Source organism: Streptomyces sp. NPDC091272 (genome assembly GCF_044757485.1).
In the GTDB taxonomy this organism is placed as follows: Bacteria; Actinomycetota; Actinomycetes; order Streptomycetales; family Streptomycetaceae; genus Streptomyces.
Genome location: NZ_JBIVVC010000015.1, coordinates 27,408 through 43,187, shown reverse-complemented (window position 1 = coordinate 43,187; position 15,780 = coordinate 27,408). Strand labels below are relative to the sequence as shown.

Annotated in this window: 10 protein-coding genes; 4 read left to right on the top strand and 6 right to left on the bottom strand. The window is 69.6% G+C overall.

Annotated elements, in window-relative coordinates:
- Window positions 1–188 precede the first annotated feature (188 nt).
- The 6 genes from ACIQM4_RS30865 to ACIQM4_RS30840 all read right to left on the bottom strand — a co-directional run bounded on the left by ACIQM4_RS30865 (window position 189) and on the right by ACIQM4_RS30840 (window position 7,248).
- Complete coding sequence (locus ACIQM4_RS30865) at window positions 189–1,238, bottom strand: PAC2 family protein (RefSeq protein WP_401598339.1); 1,050 nt, start codon at window positions 1,236–1,238, stop codon at window positions 189–191.
- Between the two features lie 156 nt (window positions 1,239–1,394).
- Complete coding sequence (locus tag ACIQM4_RS30860; RefSeq protein ID WP_401598513.1) at window positions 1,395–2,066, bottom strand: FadR/GntR family transcriptional regulator; 672 nt, start codon at window positions 2,064–2,066, stop codon at window positions 1,395–1,397.
- Between the two features lie 151 nt (window positions 2,067–2,217).
- Entirely contained in the window at window positions 2,218–3,828 is a 1,611-nt protein-coding gene (locus tag ACIQM4_RS30855) for an FAD-dependent oxidoreductase (protein WP_401598337.1), read from the bottom strand.
- Window positions 3,829–3,913: 85 nt separating this feature from the next.
- Entirely contained in the window at window positions 3,914–5,443 is a 1,530-nt protein-coding gene (gene glpK / locus ACIQM4_RS30850) for a glycerol kinase GlpK (RefSeq protein ID WP_401598335.1), read from the bottom strand.
- Window positions 5,444–5,493: 50 nt separating this feature from the next.
- Window positions 5,494–6,270: an MIP/aquaporin family protein gene (locus tag ACIQM4_RS30845; protein WP_401598333.1), complete on the bottom strand. Its 777-nt coding sequence runs from the start codon at window positions 6,268–6,270 to the stop codon at window positions 5,494–5,496.
- A 213-nt stretch (window positions 6,271–6,483) separates the two neighbouring features.
- Window positions 6,484–7,248 (bottom strand): IclR family transcriptional regulator, encoded by a 765-nt coding sequence (locus ACIQM4_RS30840; protein WP_401598331.1) that lies wholly within the window; start codon window positions 7,246–7,248, stop codon window positions 6,484–6,486.
- Between the two features lie 282 nt (window positions 7,249–7,530).
- On the opposite strand from ACIQM4_RS30840, the gene metH reads away from it, so the two are divergent.
- The 4 genes from metH (at window position 7,531) to ACIQM4_RS30820 (ending at window position 15,599) form a co-directional block, all read left to right on the top strand.
- The gene (gene metH / locus ACIQM4_RS30835) at window positions 7,531–11,043 is read left to right on the top strand and encodes a methionine synthase (RefSeq protein WP_401598329.1); all 3,513 of its coding nucleotides are present in this window, start codon (window positions 7,531–7,533) and stop codon (window positions 11,041–11,043) included.
- A 147-nt stretch (window positions 11,044–11,190) separates the two neighbouring features.
- Window positions 11,191–11,892 carry an HAD family hydrolase gene (locus ACIQM4_RS30830; RefSeq protein WP_401598327.1) on the top strand — a complete coding sequence of 234 codons (702 nt, stop codon included), beginning with the start codon at window positions 11,191–11,193 and terminating at the stop codon, window positions 11,890–11,892.
- Window positions 11,893–12,333: 441 nt separating this feature from the next.
- Entirely contained in the window at window positions 12,334–13,938 is a 1,605-nt protein-coding gene (locus tag ACIQM4_RS30825) for an ABC transporter substrate-binding protein (protein WP_401598325.1), read from the top strand.
- Window positions 13,939–14,000: 62 nt separating this feature from the next.
- Window positions 14,001–15,599, top strand: coding sequence for an ABC transporter substrate-binding protein (locus ACIQM4_RS30820; protein ID WP_401598324.1), 1,599 nt, complete (start codon window positions 14,001–14,003; stop codon window positions 15,597–15,599).
- Window positions 15,600–15,780 lie beyond the last annotated feature (181 nt).

Here is a 15,780-nt window from a genome sequence, read left to right as displayed (position 1 = left end):
GGCACGCATTCAGGGGCGCGGGGAACTGCGCGACCAGCCACGACGCCCCCGCACGTGCACTGCGATGCACCCGCGCACGTGCACCAGCCCCGTGACGCACCCGCACTGCCCTGCGCGCGGCGAGGGGCGGTGCCTGCCCAGGCACCGCCCCTCAACCCGCACTTCACGGCGTCAACGCCGCCGGTGGTTCACTCCGCGCCGCCCCCGCTGTCACCCGAGGCCGCGCCTCCCTCGCCGCCTGCCTCGTCCCCGCCGTCGGGTCCCTCGTCCGTACCGGCCAGAGGCTTCTTCGGCGGCCTGGTCCTGCCGCTCGCGCTGTCCCGCAGGAACGCGCTGCCGCCGGAGGCGTCCCCGCCGTCCGTCGCGTGGCTGGGGCCCGCGCCCCCGGGACCCGCGCCCGGGTCGCGCCGTCGCAGATACCGCTCGAACTCGCGGGCGATCGCCTCTCCCGAAGCCTCCGGGAGGTCGGCGGTGTCCCGCGCCTCCTCCAGCGACTGCACGTACTCCGCGACCTCGCTGTCCTCCGCGGCCAACTGGTCCACCCCGACCTGCCAGGCCCGTGCGTCCTCCGGCAGCTCGCCGAGCGGAATGCGCAGCCCGATGAGGTCCTCAAGACGGTTCAGCAGGGCCAAGGTCGCCTTCGGGTTCGGCGGCTGCGACACGTAGTGCGGCACCGCGGCCCACAGGCTCACCGCCGGCACACCCGCGTGCGTGCACGCCTCCTGGAGGATGCCGACGATGCCCGTGGGCCCCTCGTACCGCGTCTCCTCCAGGTCCATCGTCCGCGCCAGGTCCGGGTCGGAGGTCACCCCGCTGACCGGAACCGGCCGGGTGTGCGGGGTGTCACCGAGCAGCGCGCCCAGGATCACCACCATCTCCACACCGAGTTCGTGCGCGAAGCCCAGGATCTCGTTGCAGAACGAGCGCCACCGCATGGACGGCTCGATACCCCGCACCAGCACCAGGTCGCGCGGCTTCTCACCCCCGGTGCGGATCACCGAGAGCCGGGTCGTCGGCCAGGTGACCTTCCGTACGCCGTTCTCCAGGAAGACAGTGGGCCGGTTGACCTGGAAGTCGTAGTAGTCCTCGGCGTCGAGGGCCGCGAACACCTCGCCCTTCCACTCCCGGTCCAGGTGCGCGACCGCGGCCGAAGCGGCGTCACCAGCGTCGTTCCAGCCTTCGAACGCGGCCACCATGACCGGGTCGACCAGCTCGGGAACTCCGTCGAGCTCGATCACCCGGCGCCTCCTTCATCCGTCTTCATCCGACGTTCCCCCCGTCCAGTTCCCCCACCTTACGCATGCGGGAAGCGTGCCCTCCGGGCACGGAATCAATCGAAATCGGCCAGATCGCAGACGTCGGATCTTCGCCGTCGTCCGGGTGCGTTCCCGGCGCTACGGCCTCGGCCGGAGCGACCGCTCCAGGCCCACGATGTGCACCGTCGCCCACGACCGCGCCGCCTCCGCGTCACGGGCCCGCAGCGCCTCCAGGACGGCCCGGTGCTCGTGCAGCGTCCGTGCGATCGCGTCCCTCCCGTCGGCGCCGCTCCAGATCCGCGTCCCGGTGGTCGGTCCTGACAGTACGTCGAGCAGCGCGCACAGCACCGGGTTCCCTGAGCCGCGTGCGATCGCACGGTGGAACTCCAGGTCGGCCGCGGCCAGCTCCTGCGCCGAGGGGTCCTGGCCCAGTGCCGCCAGCCGCTCCTCCAGCAGCTCCAGTTCGCCCTCCTCGATGCGCGCGCAGGCCATCGCCGTCGCGGCGGGCTCCAGGATCCTGCGTACGGCCAGGAACTCCAGGGCGGTGTCGTCACGGTGGAGGTCCACCACGAAGCTCATCGCCTCCAGGAGGAGCCGCGGCTCCAGGCTGGTGACGTAGGTGCCGTCGCCCTGGCGCACGTCCAGGATCCGGATCAGCGACAGCGCCCGTACCGCCTCGCGCAGGGAGTTGCGCGACAGGCCGAGCTCGGCGGCGAGCTCGCTCTCCTTGGGCAGCCGGTCCCCGGGACGCAGGGCCCCGGAGACGATCATGGCCTTGATGCGTTCGATGGCCTCGTCGGTGACGGCCATGGGCACCTCCAGCTCCCCGCCCGGCCCACCGCCAGACATCCGACCTATCGTCGCACGGCGACGGTGGGCGCCGTAACGGTTCCGGTCGGGACCGGGTACGACGGCGGGCGGGCCCACGAGGAGCCCGCCCGCCGTCGTGCAGGGGTACCGCTCACGCCTCGCGGCTCAGCACCCGCTCGACCTTCGCCCGTACGTCGTCCGTGGCCAGGCCCCGGATCGTCAGGGTGGTGCGGCGGCGCAGCACGTCGTCCGCGGTCTCCGCCCACTCGTGGTCGCGCGCGTACACGACCTGCGCCCAGATCTCCGGGGCGTCCGGGTGGATCCGCTCGGCCAGCGCCGGGTCGTCGGCCGCCAGACGGGCGATGTCGAAGGACAGCGAGCCGTAGTGGGTGGCCAGGTGGCGGGCCGTCTCGGGAGACATCCGCGGTCCTGGCGTCCCGCCGTCGACCAGCAGCCGGTGGGCGACCGCGTTCGGGTTCGAGATGCCCGGCAGCGGCAGCTTCTTCGGCAGGTGCGAGATCGGCTCCATGTCCTCGCCCAGCGGGTGGCCGGGCAGGGCGGCGAGCTTGTTCATCACGGTGCGGCCGATGTGCCGGAAGGTCGTCCACTTGCCGCCCGCCACCGACAGCATGCCGCCGCGGCCCTCGGTGACGACCGTCTCCCGCTTGGCCTTCGAGGTGTCGCCCGGCCCGCCGGGCAGCACCCGCAGACCCGCGAAGGAGTATGTGATCAGGTCCCGGGACAGCTGCTGGTCGCGGATCGAGAACGCGGCCTCGTCCAGGATCTGCGTGATGTCCTTCTCGTTGACGGCGACGTCCGCCGGGTCGCCCTCGTACTCCTCGTCGGTGGTGCCGAGCAGCAGCTGGTCCTCCCACGGCAGCGCGAAGGTGATCCGGTACTTGTCGATCGGCGTGGCCAGCGCGGCGTTCCACGGCGAGGTCCTCTTCAGGACGAGGTGCGCGCCCTTGGAGAGACGTATCGAGGGCGCCGAGTCCGGGTCCTCCAGCTTGCGCAGGTGGTCCACCCACGGGCCGGTCGCGTTGAGCACCAGTCGGGCGTCGACACCGAACTCGGTGCCGTCCGTGCGGTCCGCCAGCTCCGCGCCCGTCACCCGGCCGTGCGTGAAGCGCAGCCCCTTGACCTCGGCGTGGTTGAGGACGGTCGCCCCGGCCTCGACGGCCGCGCGGACCGTCATCAGCGCCATCCGGGAGTCGTTCATCTGGTCGTCGCCGTAGACCGCGACGGCCTTCAGGTTGTCCGTGTTCAGCTCCGGCACGTCCTTCGCCGCACGCGAGGGCGAGATGACGTGACCGACGCCGTCGCCGAAGGCGGAGAGCGCGGAGTAGGCGAACACGCCCGCCCCGAGCTTGGCCGCGCCGTGCGGGCCGCCCTTGTAGACGGGGAGGTAGAAGGTCAGCGGGTTGGCCAGGTGCGGGGCCACGTCGCGGGAGACCGCGCGCCGCTCGAAGTGGTTCTCCGCCACCAGCTTGACCGCACCGGTCTGCAGGTAGCGCAGACCGCCGTGCAGCAGCTTGGAGGAGGCGGAAGAGGTGGCGCCGGCGAAGTCACCGGCGTCCACCAGCGCCACCCGCAGCCCGGACTGTGCGGCGTGCCAGGCGGTGGAGATGCCCAGGATGCCGCCGCCGATCACCAGGAGGTCGTACGTCGCCTTGGAAAGCCGCTCCCGGGTCTCGGCGCGGCTCGCTGTGGAACCGTCGGCCGGTCGCATCCCGGGGGCCGGGACGCTCTGCAGGGTGGTCATGTGCGTGCTCCTCTTCAGATCTCTCGTGCAGATCTAGGTGGCGCGGTCCGCGGCGGACCCGGTCCGGTCCGCCGCGGTGCCGCTTCTAGACTTCTTCTTCGTCGAGCCAGCCCATGGAGCGCTCGACGGCCTTGAGCCAGTTCTTGTACTCGCGGTCGCGCTGCGCGTCGTCCATGCGGGGGGTCCACTCGGCGGCCCGGCGCCAGTTGGCGCGCAGTTCGTCGGTGCCCGACCAGAAGCCAACGGCGAGACCGGCCGCGTAGGCGGCGCCCAGACACGTGGTCTCGGCGACCATCGGACGGACGACGGGCGCGTCCAGGAAGTCCGACAGGGTCTGCATCAGCAGGTTGTTGGAGGTCATGCCGCCGTCGACCTTGAGGGCCGTCAGCTCTACGCCGGAGTCCTTGGTCATGGCGTCGGTGATCTCACGGGTCTGCCACGCGGTCGCCTCCAGCACGGCGCGCGCGATGTGCGCCCGGGTGACGTACCGGGTGAGACCGGCGATGACCCCGCGGGCGTCGGAACGCCAGTACGGGGCGAACAGACCGGAGAACGCGGGCACGAAGTACGCGCCGCCGTTGTCCTCGACGCTGGAGGCCAGCGTCTCGATCTCGGCCGCGGTCTTGATCATGCCCATCTGGTCGCGCATCCACTGCACCAGCGACCCGGTGACGGCGATCGAACCTTCCAGCGCGTAGACCGGCTTCTGGTCGCCGATCCGGTAGCCGACGGTGGTCAGCAGGCCGTTGTAGGAGTTGACGGGCTCCTCGCCGGTGTTCATCAGCATGAACGTGCCGGTGCCGTACGTGGACTTTGCCTCGCCCTCGGAGAAGCAGGTCTGGCCGAACAGGGCCGCCTGCTGGTCGCCGAGCGCGGACGCCACCGGGACGCCCGCCAGGACACCGGAGGCAGCGGTCCCGTACACCTCGGCGGAGGACTTGATCTCCGGGAGGACGGCGGCCGGGATGTCCATGGAGGAAAGGATCTTGTCGTCCCAGGCCATCTTGTGCAGGTTCATCAGCAGGGTGCGCGAGGCGTTGGTGACGTCCGTGACGTGCACGCCGCCGTTCACCCCGCCGGTGAGGTTCCAGATGACCCAGGAGTCCATGGTGCCGAAGAGGATCTCGCCGGCCTCCGCACGCTCGCGCAGCCCCTCGACGTTGTCGAGCAGCCAGCGGATCTTGGGCCCGGCGAAGTAGCTGGACAGGGGCAGACCGGTCTCGCGGCGGAAGCGGTCCTGGCCGACGTTGCGGCCGAGCTCCTTGCACAGCGCGTCGGTGCGGGTGTCCTGCCAGACGATGGCGTTGTGGACGGGCTCACCGGTGGCCTTGTCCCACATCATCGTGGTCTCGCGCTGGTTGGTGATGCCGATCGCCTTGACGTCGGCCGCGGAGATGCCCGCCTTGACGACCGCCCCCGCGACGACCTCCTGGACGTTCTCCCAGATCTCGTTCGCGTCGTGCTCGACCCAGCCGGGCTTCGGGAAGATCTGCTCGTGCTCCTTCTGCTCGACGGAGACGATCCGGCCGTCCTTGTCGAAGACGATGCAGCGGCTGGAGGTGGTGCCCTGGTCGATGGCCGCGATGAACGGTCCTGCGGTGTGTGCGTCGCTCACGGTGTGCTCCTGAGAAGTCTCGGTGTGGTTCGGATCGGCAGCTTGCCGGATCAGGCGGCGAAAGCCAGCTGGTAGATCCCGCCGGCGAGCGCGCCGCCGACGAGAGGGCCGAGCACGGGGATCCAGGCGTAGCCCCAGTCCGAGCCGCCCTTGTTGGGCAGCGGGAGCAGAGCGTGCACGATGCGCGGACCGAGGTCACGGACCGGGTTGATGGCGTAGCCGGTCGGCCCGCCGAGGGACAGGCCGATGCCGACGACGACGAACGCGGTGATCAGCGCGCCCATCACACCGGGGCCCTTGGGGTCACCGGTGGAGACACCGGGAATGCTCGACTGGGTGAGGATCGCCAGCACCAGCACGACGGTGGCGATGACCTCGGTGGCCATGTTCTGCACGGGGTTGCGGACCTCGGGGGAGGTGAAGAACACGCCGTGCACCTGGCCCGGGTTCGCGTCCTTCAGCTCCGCCGCCTCCGGCGTGCCCAGGTGCACCCGGAAGTGTCCGTAGTACGAGACCCACACCAGCAGCGAACCGATCATCGCGCCGAGGATCTGACCGGCGAAGTAGACCGGAAGGTTGCTCCACTCGGTGTCGCCCTTGATCGCGAGGCCGACGGTCACCGCGGGGTTCAGGTGTGCGCCGGAGAGACCGGTGGAGATGTACGCGCCGGTCATCACGGCGAAGCCCCACCCGAGGGTGACGGCGACCCAGCCGGCGTTGAGCGCCTTCGAGCGCTTCAGGCTGACGGCCGCGCACACGCCACCGCCCAGCAGGATGAGTACGGCGGTACCGATGGTCTCGCCGGTGAAGATGTCGAGGCTGGACACCCGCGACTCCTTTGTCCTTCGTCCAGGTTCAGACCCTCGTTGAGGGCCCAGTCGGTTCCCCGGCTTGTCCCACCCTAACTCCAATGTCGTCAGGTGTTCGACAATGCCGACCGATGAACGGCAGTTTTCACCCCGGTTACCAGCGAGTCAAGGGTTTCCGCGAGCCGGGATCGCCCGGCCCCGGCCGGCCCCGGACGCGTCCGCCGGCGCCGCTCAGAACCGTCCGGCGCCCAGATCCCGCGACACCGCACGTGCGCAGTCCCGTACCGCCGCCACCAGCTCGGGCTTCAACTCCCCGCCGGGACGCACCCGTTCGACGGCGCCCGTGACGCCGACCGCGCCCACCGGCATCCGCCGCCGGTCGTGGATCGGGGCCGCGATCGACGCCACGCCGTCCCAGGTCTCCTCCACGTCGGCCGCCCAGCCGCGTGCCCGGGTGAGATCGAGCACCTCCTCGAACTGCTCCGCCGTCGTCAGCGTGCGCGGGGTGAACCGCTCCCGGCCCGCCTCCACCGCCTCGGTGTGCGCCACCGGGTCGTACGCCGAGAGCACCTTGCCCAGCGCGGTGCTGTGCAGCGGCTGCATGGCCCCCACCTCCAGCACCTGGCGGCTGTCGTCCGGCCGGAAGACGTGGTGCACGATCAGCACGCCCTGCTGGTGCAGCACCCCCAGATAGACGCTCTCGCCGCTGGAGCGCGCCAGGTCGTCCGTCCACACCAGGGCGCGGGCCCGCAGCTCGTGCACGTCCAGATAGCTGTTGCCCAGCCGCAGCAGCTCCGCGCCCAGCTGGTAGCGGCCGGACGCCGGGTCCTGCTCGACGAAGCCCTCGTGCTGCAGCGTGCGCAGAATGCCGTGCGCGGTGCCCTTGGCCAGGCCGAGGGCACCGGCCACCTCCGTCAGGCCCAGCCGTCGTTCGCCGCCCGCGAGCAGCCGCAGCACGGCCGCCGCGCGCTCCAGCGACTGGATATTGCGAGCCATCGCCCGATCACCTCCACTGGGTGCTGGGAAGTGGGACACCGGAAGTCCCACGGACAAAAAGAGCTGTGTTCGGCAATGCTGAACAGTATCGGCCGTTGCCGACCCCTGTCACCGGCGCCCGGCCCGACCCCCCACCGGACGCCGCCGCCCCGGCACGGCGCCACCGTCCGCCGACCGGGACGCCTGCACACTCCGGGGACCGGCCCCGCTACCCTGACCGGGTGCGCCTGCCGCCTGGGCGGGCGCAAAGCCGACAGCCGTCGCAACCCTGGGAGCACATCCATGGCCTCGTTGCCGAATTCCGTCCCCGACGCCCGCACCCGAGTCGAGGCCCTCCGCGAGGCGCTCGCCACCCGCGTAGTGGTGGCCGACGGCGCGATGGGCACGATGCTCCAGGCCCAGGACCCCACCCTTGAGGACTTCCAGGACCTCGAAGGCTGCAACGAGGTCCTCAACATCACGCGCCCCGACATCGTCCGCAACGTGCACAAGGAGTACTTCGCGGTCGGCGTGGACTGCGTCGAGACCAACACCTTCGGCGCCAACCACTCCGCCGCCAACGAGTACGACATCGCCCACCGCATCGTGGAGCTGTCCGAGTCCGGGGCGCGCATCGCCCGCGAGGTCGCCGACGAGTTCCAGGCCCAGGACGGCCGCCAGCGCTGGGTGCTCGGCTCGATCGGCCCCGGCACCAAGCTCCCCTCGCTCGGCCACACCACCTACGACGTCCTGCGCGACGGCTACCAGAAGAACGCCGAGGGCCTCCTGGCCGGCGGCTCCGACGCACTGATCGTCGAGACCACCCAGGACCTCCTGCAGACCAAGTCCTCCCTCATCGGCGCCCGCCGCGCCATGGACGCCCTCGGCGTCAGCGTGCCGCTGGTCTGCTCCCTGGCCTTCGAGACCACCGGCGTCATGCTCCTGGGTTCCGAGATCGGCGCGGCCCTGACCGCCCTGGAACCCCTCGGCATCGACTTCATCGGCCTCAACTGCTCCACCGGCCCCGCTGAGATGAGCGAGCACCTGCGCTACCTCGCCCGCCACTCCCGTACGCCCCTGATGTGCATGCCGAATGCCGGGCTGCCCGTACTGACCAAGAACGGCGCGCACTTCCCGCTCGGCCCCGAAGGACTCGCCGACGCCCAGGAAGCCTTCGTCAAGGACTACGGACTCTCCCTCGTCGGCGGCTGCTGCGGCACCACCCCCGCCCACCTGCGCGAGGTCGTCGAACGGACCAGGGACCTGACCCCCACGGTCCGCGAGCCGCGCCCCGAGCCGGGCGCCGCCTCCCTCTACCAGACGGTCCCCTTCCGCCAGGACACCTCCTACCTGGCCATCGGGGAGCGTACGAACGCCAACGGCTCCAAGAAGTTCCGCGAGGCCATGCTGGACGCCCGCTGGGACGACTGCGTGGAGATGGCCCGCGACCAGATCCGCGAGGGCGCGCACATGCTCGACCTCTGCGTCGACTACGTGGGCCGCGACGGCGTCGCCGACATGAAGGAACTCGCCGGGCGCTTCGCCACCGCCTCCACCCTGCCCATCGTCCTCGACTCCACCGAGCTCCCCGTCCTCCAGGCAGGCCTGGAGATGCTCGGCGGGCGCGCGGTCATCAACTCGGTCAACTACGAGGACGGCGACGGCCCCGAGTCGCGTTTCGCCAAGGTCACCGCCCTCGCCACCGAGCACGGCGCCGCCCTGATCGCGCTGACCATCGACGAGGAGGGCCAGGCCCGTACCGTCGAGCACAAGGTGGCCATCGCCGAGCGGCTGATCGAGGATCTGACCGGCAACTGGGGGGTGCAGGAGTCGGACATCCTCATCGACGTCCTGACCTTCACCATCTGCACAGGCCAGGAGGAGTCCCGGGGGGACGGCATCGCCACCATCGGTGCGATCCGCGAGCTCAAGAGGCGCCACCCCGACGTCCAGACGACCCTGGGCCTGTCCAACATCTCCTTCGGCCTCAACCCGGCCGCCCGCGTCATCCTCAACTCCGTCTTCCTCGACGAGTGCGTCAAGGCCGGACTCGACTCCGCGATCGTGCACGCCTCCAAGATCCTGCCGATCGCCCGGCTTGAGGAGGAGCAGGTCAAGGTCGCACTCGACCTGATCCACGACCGCCGCGCCGAGGGCTACGACCCCCTGCAGAAGCTCATGGAGCTCTTCGAGGGCGTCAACATGAAGTCGATGAAGGCGGGCCGGGCCGAGGAACTGATGGCGCTCCCGCTGGACGAGCGGCTGCAGCGCCGCATCATCGACGGCGAGAAGAACGGGCTGGAGGCCGATCTCGACGAGGCGCTGACCGCCCGGCCTGCCCTGGACATCGTCAACGACACCCTGCTGGAAGGCATGAAGGTGGTCGGTGAGCTGTTCGGCTCCGGCCAGATGCAGCTGCCGTTCGTGCTCCAGTCCGCCGAGGTCATGAAGACGGCAGTGGCCCATCTCGAACCGCACATGGAGAAGTCGGACGCCGACGGCAAGGGCACCATCGTGCTGGCCACCGTCCGCGGTGACGTCCACGACATCGGCAAGAACCTCGTCGACATCATCCTGTCCAACAACGGCTACAACGTCGTCAACCTCGGCATCAAGCAGCCCGTCTCCGCGATCCTGGAGGCAGCCGAGGAACACCGCGCCGACGTCATCGGAATGTCCGGTCTGCTGGTGAAGTCCACGGTGATCATGAAGGAGAACCTGGAGGAGCTCAACCAGCGCAAGATGGCCGCCGACTTCCCCGTCATCCTCGGTGGCGCCGCGCTGACCAGGGCGTACGTGGAACAGGACCTGCACGAGATCTACGAGGGCGAGGTGCGCTACGCCCGCGACGCCTTCGAAGGCCTGCGCCTGATGGACGCCCTCATCGGCGTCAAGCGCGGGGTGCCCGGCGCCGTGCTCCCCGAGCTCAAGCAGCGCCGGGTGCCCAAGCGGGAGAACACGGCCGTCCTGGAGGTGGAGGAGCCCGAGGGATCGGTCCGCTCCGACACCGCCACCGACAACAAGATCCCCGAGCCGCCCTTCTGGGGCACCCGCGTCGTCAAGGGCATCCAGCTCAAGGAGTACGCCTCCTGGCTCGACGAGGGGGCCCTCTTCAAGGGGCAGTGGGGCCTCAAGGAAGCCCGCAAGGGCGGACCGTCGTACGAGGAACTGGTGGAGAGCGAGGGCCGCCCGCACCTGCGCGGCTGGCTCGACAAGCTGCACACCGAGGGCCTGCTGGAGGCGGCCGTCGTGCACGGCTACTTCCCCTGCGTCTCCAAGGGCGACGACCTGATCCTGCTCCACGAGGACGGTTCCGAGCGCACCCGCTTCTCCTTCCCGCGCCAGCGCCGCGGCCGCCGGCTGTGCCTGGCGGACTTCTTCCGTCCGGAGGAGTCCGGCGAGGTGGACGTGGTCGGCCTCCAGGTCGTCACCGTCGGCTCGCGGATCGGCGAGGAGACCGCCAAGCTCTTCGAGGCCAACGCCTACCGCGACTACCTCGAACTGCACGGCCTGTCCGTCCAGTTGGCGGAGGCCCTGGCCGAGTACTGGCACGCACGGGTCCGCTCCGAGCTCGGCTTCGCCGGTGAGGACCCCGCCGACGTCGAGGACATGTTCGCGCTGAAGTACCGCGGCGCGCGCTTCTCGCTCGGCTACGGCGCCTGCCCGAACCTGGAGGACCGCGCCAAGATCGCCGAGCTCCTGGAGCCCGAGCGGATCGGCGTGCACCTCTCCGAGGAGTTCCAGCTCCACCCCGAGCAGTCCACCGACGCGATCGTCATCCATCACCCGGAGGCGAAGTACTTCAACGCGCGCTGACCGTCCTCGGCGTGCTCATCACCCGTCCGCACATACGGGAACGCGTGTTCACCGGGCCGGACGTACACTGGTCGGCCCAGTGCAGGCCGGTCGCTCTCTCCACCGCAGAGGGCGACCGGCCTTCTCGTCCCCAGGAGGTGTGCCCGGATGACCAGTACGGTCCCCGCTCCCAGTGCCTTGACGGCAGAAGACTCCGCGCTCCAGGCGGTCCTCCTCGACATGGACGGAACCCTCGTGGACACCGAGGGCTTCTGGTGGGACGCCGAGAAGGAGGTCTTCGCCGCCCTCGGGCACCAACTCGACGAGTCCTGGCGCGACGTGGTCGTCGGCGGGCCGATGACCCGCAGCGCCGGCTTCCTCATCGAGTCCACCGGCGCCGACATCACCCTCCCCGAGGTGACCGTGCTGCTGAACGACCGCTTCGAGGCACGCATCGGCCGCGGCGTACCCCTGATGCCGGGGGCGGCCCGCCTGCTGGCCGAACTCCGGGCCTACGACGTCCCGACCGCCCTCGTCTCGGCCTCGCACCGGCGCATCATCGACCGGATCCTCGAATCGTTCGGCCCGGACACCTTCGACCTCACGGTCGCGGGCGACGAGATCGCCCGTACCAAACCGCACCCCGACCCCTACCTCCACGCCGCCGCACGGCTCGGCGCCGAACCCGCGAGATGCGCGGTCGTCGAGGACACCGCCACCGGGGTGGCGGCGGCGGAGGCGGCGGGCTGCCGGGTGGTCGCCGTACCTTCGGTGGCGCCGATCGCCGCCGCGGACGGCCGGGTCGTCGTCGGCTCCCTCGAAGAGGTCGACCTCGCTTTTCTCCGCTCACTGATTACCGCAATGCACTGACCCGGACACCCAGCGTGGTTATTGGCCGATATTTCGGATAGTGGGAACACAGGGGAGCGAAGCATGCGTATGGCGTGAGATTCCCTATTAGGAATTCACACCTCCGTACAAGTATTCATGAGGTGAGTTTGGTCACGGGACGGCCCCTCGGCCCGGGTGCGCACACGCGACAACCCCGGTCGGTGGGCCGTTTCACATGCCCTTGTGTCCCGATTGGTGAAGTCCTGTACGAAAGATTCCGCACTCCGGCGTACCGGTACCCTCGCCGCGCGCCGGTCGGACGGCCCCCACATTCCCACTAATCTCGACGCGAGAACTTCGCTGCGCCCCTCTGCGGTTCGGTATCCGGCCCGGTCTGCCCGCCCCAACAGGCGGAAAATGGCGAAGTGTTCGTACAAAAGCTGCATGTATTGCAGTGCCGGTCGAGGGAGAACTTCCAGGATGAACCGCAAGACTCTGGTGCTGCCGGCGCTCGTCGGCCTGCTCGCACCCGTACTCGCCGCCTGCGGCGGCAGCTCGGACAGCGGGGGCGCAGCCGACAAGCCCATTGTCGTCGGCACCACGGACACCTTCGAGGCCACCCCGGAAGGGCCGGCCCCCTTCGACCCGGCCCACGCCTACGACGTCGGCGCCTGGAACGTCATGCGGCAGTCCCTGCAGACCCTGATGCGCGTCCCGCGCGGCGGCGGCGGCCCCGTCCCCGAGGCCGCCCGGGAGTGCACCTTCACGGACACCGAGAACACCAGCTACCGGTGCAAGCTGCGCCCCGGGCTGAAGTTCTCCGACGGCAAGCCCCTGGACGCCGCCGACGTGAAGTTCTCCATCGAGCGCTCGCTGAAGATCAGGGACAAGAACGGCCCCGTCTCCCTGCTCACCAACATCGACGCGGTCGAGGCCAAGGGCGACGCCGAGGTGGTCTTCCACCTCAAGACCTCCGACGCCACCTTCCCGTACAAGCTCGCCACCCCGGCCAGCTCGATCGTCGACAACCAGGCCTACGCCCCGGACAAGGTCAGGGCAGGCTTCGAGGTGACCGGCTCCGGCCCCTACACCGTCGACATCGAGTCCAGGGGGCAGTCCGTCACCAAGGCCGTCTTCACCAAGAACCCCCTGTACAAGGGCGGTATCGAGCTGAAGAACGACAAGGTCGAGATCCGCTCCTTCGCCGACTCCGAAACCATGGAGAAGGCGCTCAAGAGCGGCGAGATCGACATGATGTCGCGCACCATCACGCCCGAGCAGATCGCCGGAATGTCCGCCTCGCAGGACCAGAACGTCAAGCTCGTCGAGCTCCCCGGCCTCGAAATCCGCTACCTGGGCTTCGACACCACCGACCCGGCGGTCAAGAACAAGGCGGTGCGCCAGGCCATGGCGCACATCGTCGACCGCAGCGCGCTCACCAGGTCGGTCTACGGCTCCACCGCCGAGCCGCTGTACTCCTTGATCCCCACGACCATCACCGGTCACAAGAACAGCTTCTTCAACAAGTACCCCAAGGCGGACCCGCAGCAGGCCGCCAAACTGCTCCGGGGCGCCGGCATCACCAAGCCGGTCAAGCTCACCCTCACGTACACCACCGACCACTACGGCTCCGCGACGAAGAAGGAGTTCGAGGTCCTGCAGAAGCAGCTCAACGACTCCAAGCTCTTCGACGTCTCCGTCAAGGGCGTCAAGTGGAGCACCTTCAGCCCCGACCAGAAGGCCGGCAAGTACGCCGTGTACGGCATGGGCTGGTTCCCCGACTTCACGGACGGCGACAACTACGTCGCGCCGTTCCTGGACGAGGAGAACTTCCTGCACAGCCCGTACGTCAACGACGAGATCCGCAACCAGCTGATCCCGCAGTCCCGTCGGCAGACCCAGCGCGGCTCCGCCACCCCCGCCTTCGAACGGATCCAGGACCTCGTCGCCGACGACGTACCGATCCTCCCGCTGTGGCAGGGCAAGCAGTACATCGCCGCCCGCAGTGACATCACCGGCACCGAATGGGCCGTCAACTTCGCCGCAGACCTCCAGCTCTGGGAACTCGCCCGCGGCGTCGCCTGACCGATCCACCCACGGCCTTCCCGGCGCACGACCAAGCCCCCCACGAAAGATCTGAGACAGCGGTGCAGATACGCAAGCCATGGCTGACGGCCCCCCTCGCCGCCGGACTCTCGGCCGGCCTCCTCGTCGGCTGCGGCAACACCAGCAGCAGCGACGACCCCGGCAACACGACCGGCACCGGCAAACCCGTCACCATGGGCATGTCCGACGAAATCAAGGCCACCGACCCGGCATCCGGCTACGACCCCGGCTCCTGGCTCCTCTTCAACAACGTCTTCCAGTCGCTCATGGCCTTCCCCAAGGGCAGCTCGGAACCCGCCCCCGAGGCCGCCGAGAGCTGCGCCTTCGACGCGGGCAGCACCGTCTACCGCTGCACCCTGCGCGGCGGCCTCACCTTCAGCAACGGCCACGCGCTCACCGCCAAGGACGTCAAGTACTCCTTCGAGCGCACCCTGAAGATCAACGACGCCGCCGGACCGGCCGTCATGCTCTCCTCCATCAAGAGCATCGACACCCCCGACGACCACCACGTCGTCTTCCACCTCAAGGTCCCCGACGCCACCTTCCCCAGCAAGATCGCCTCCGGCGCGGGCTCCATCGTCGACCACAGCGAATACCCGGCCGACAAGCTGCGCACCGACCACAAGGCGATCGGCTCGGGACCGTACCGGCTGGACTCCTTCGACGGGGGACAGGCCGTCTTCACGGTCAACAGCGGCTACCGCGGCACCGCGAAGATCAAGAACACCGGCATGACCCTCAAGCTCTTCCACGGCGACCAGAAGGCACTGGGGGAGTCGCTGCGCAAGAACGAGATCGACCTCGCCTACCGCGGCCTCGACGCCAAGGAGATCGCCGACACGGAGACCAGCGCGATCAGCGGGGACAACCCCCTGGGAGCCGTCGAAGGCAGCAGCGCCGAGGTGCACCACCTGGTCTTCAACATGAAGGACCCCGTCGCGGGCAAGGCCGGCGTCCGCCGCGCCATCGCCTACCTCGTCGACCGGGGCGCCCTCGTCCGCGACGTCTACCGGTCGACCGCCACGCCGCTCTACTCGATCGTCCCGGCCGGCGTCGCCGGCCACAACACCGCCTTCTTCAACCGTTACGGCGGCCGGCCCCAGCCCGCGAAGGCCAAGCAGGCCCTGCGCGAAGAAGGCATCACCGGCAAGGTCAAGCTCACCCTGTGGGCCACCCCCACCCGCTACGGCCCCGCCACCGTCCAGGAGTTCCAGGCCCTGGCCCAGCAGCTCAACCGCAGCGGCCTCTTCGACGCCGACGTCAAGTCCGTCGGACAGGAGCAGTACGAGAAGGACATCGCCGCCGGGAAGTACGGCGTCTACGTCAAGGGCTGGATCCCCGACTACCCGGACCCCGACAACTTCACCCAGCCCTTCTTCGGCAAGGGCAACGTCCTCTCCAACCACTACGAGAACCCCGAGATCACCGACCGCATCCTCCCCGGCGCGGCGGCCATCGCCGACCGTGGCAGCACCAACGAGGAGTTCGGCCGGCTCCAGGACATCGTCGCCGAGGACGTACCGATCCTCCCGCTGTGGCAGGGCAAGCAGTACGCCGTCGCCCACAACGACGTCGCGGGCCTGGAATGGACCCTCGACAGCTCGACCGTCTTCCGCTTCTGGGAGATCAGCAAGGCCTGAGCGTCGGCCCGCGCGTGGAGCGGGCGCGCGAAGGTGCGCGTAGTCGCGTAGTCGCGTAGTCACGGAGGAGGGGCCCCGCCGGATCATCCGGCGGGGCCCCAACACCCAAAGCGGCCGCCAAAGGCCAACGGCCCACGGCTGCCCCAACCCGCAAACGGCAAACGGCAAAACGCACACGGGG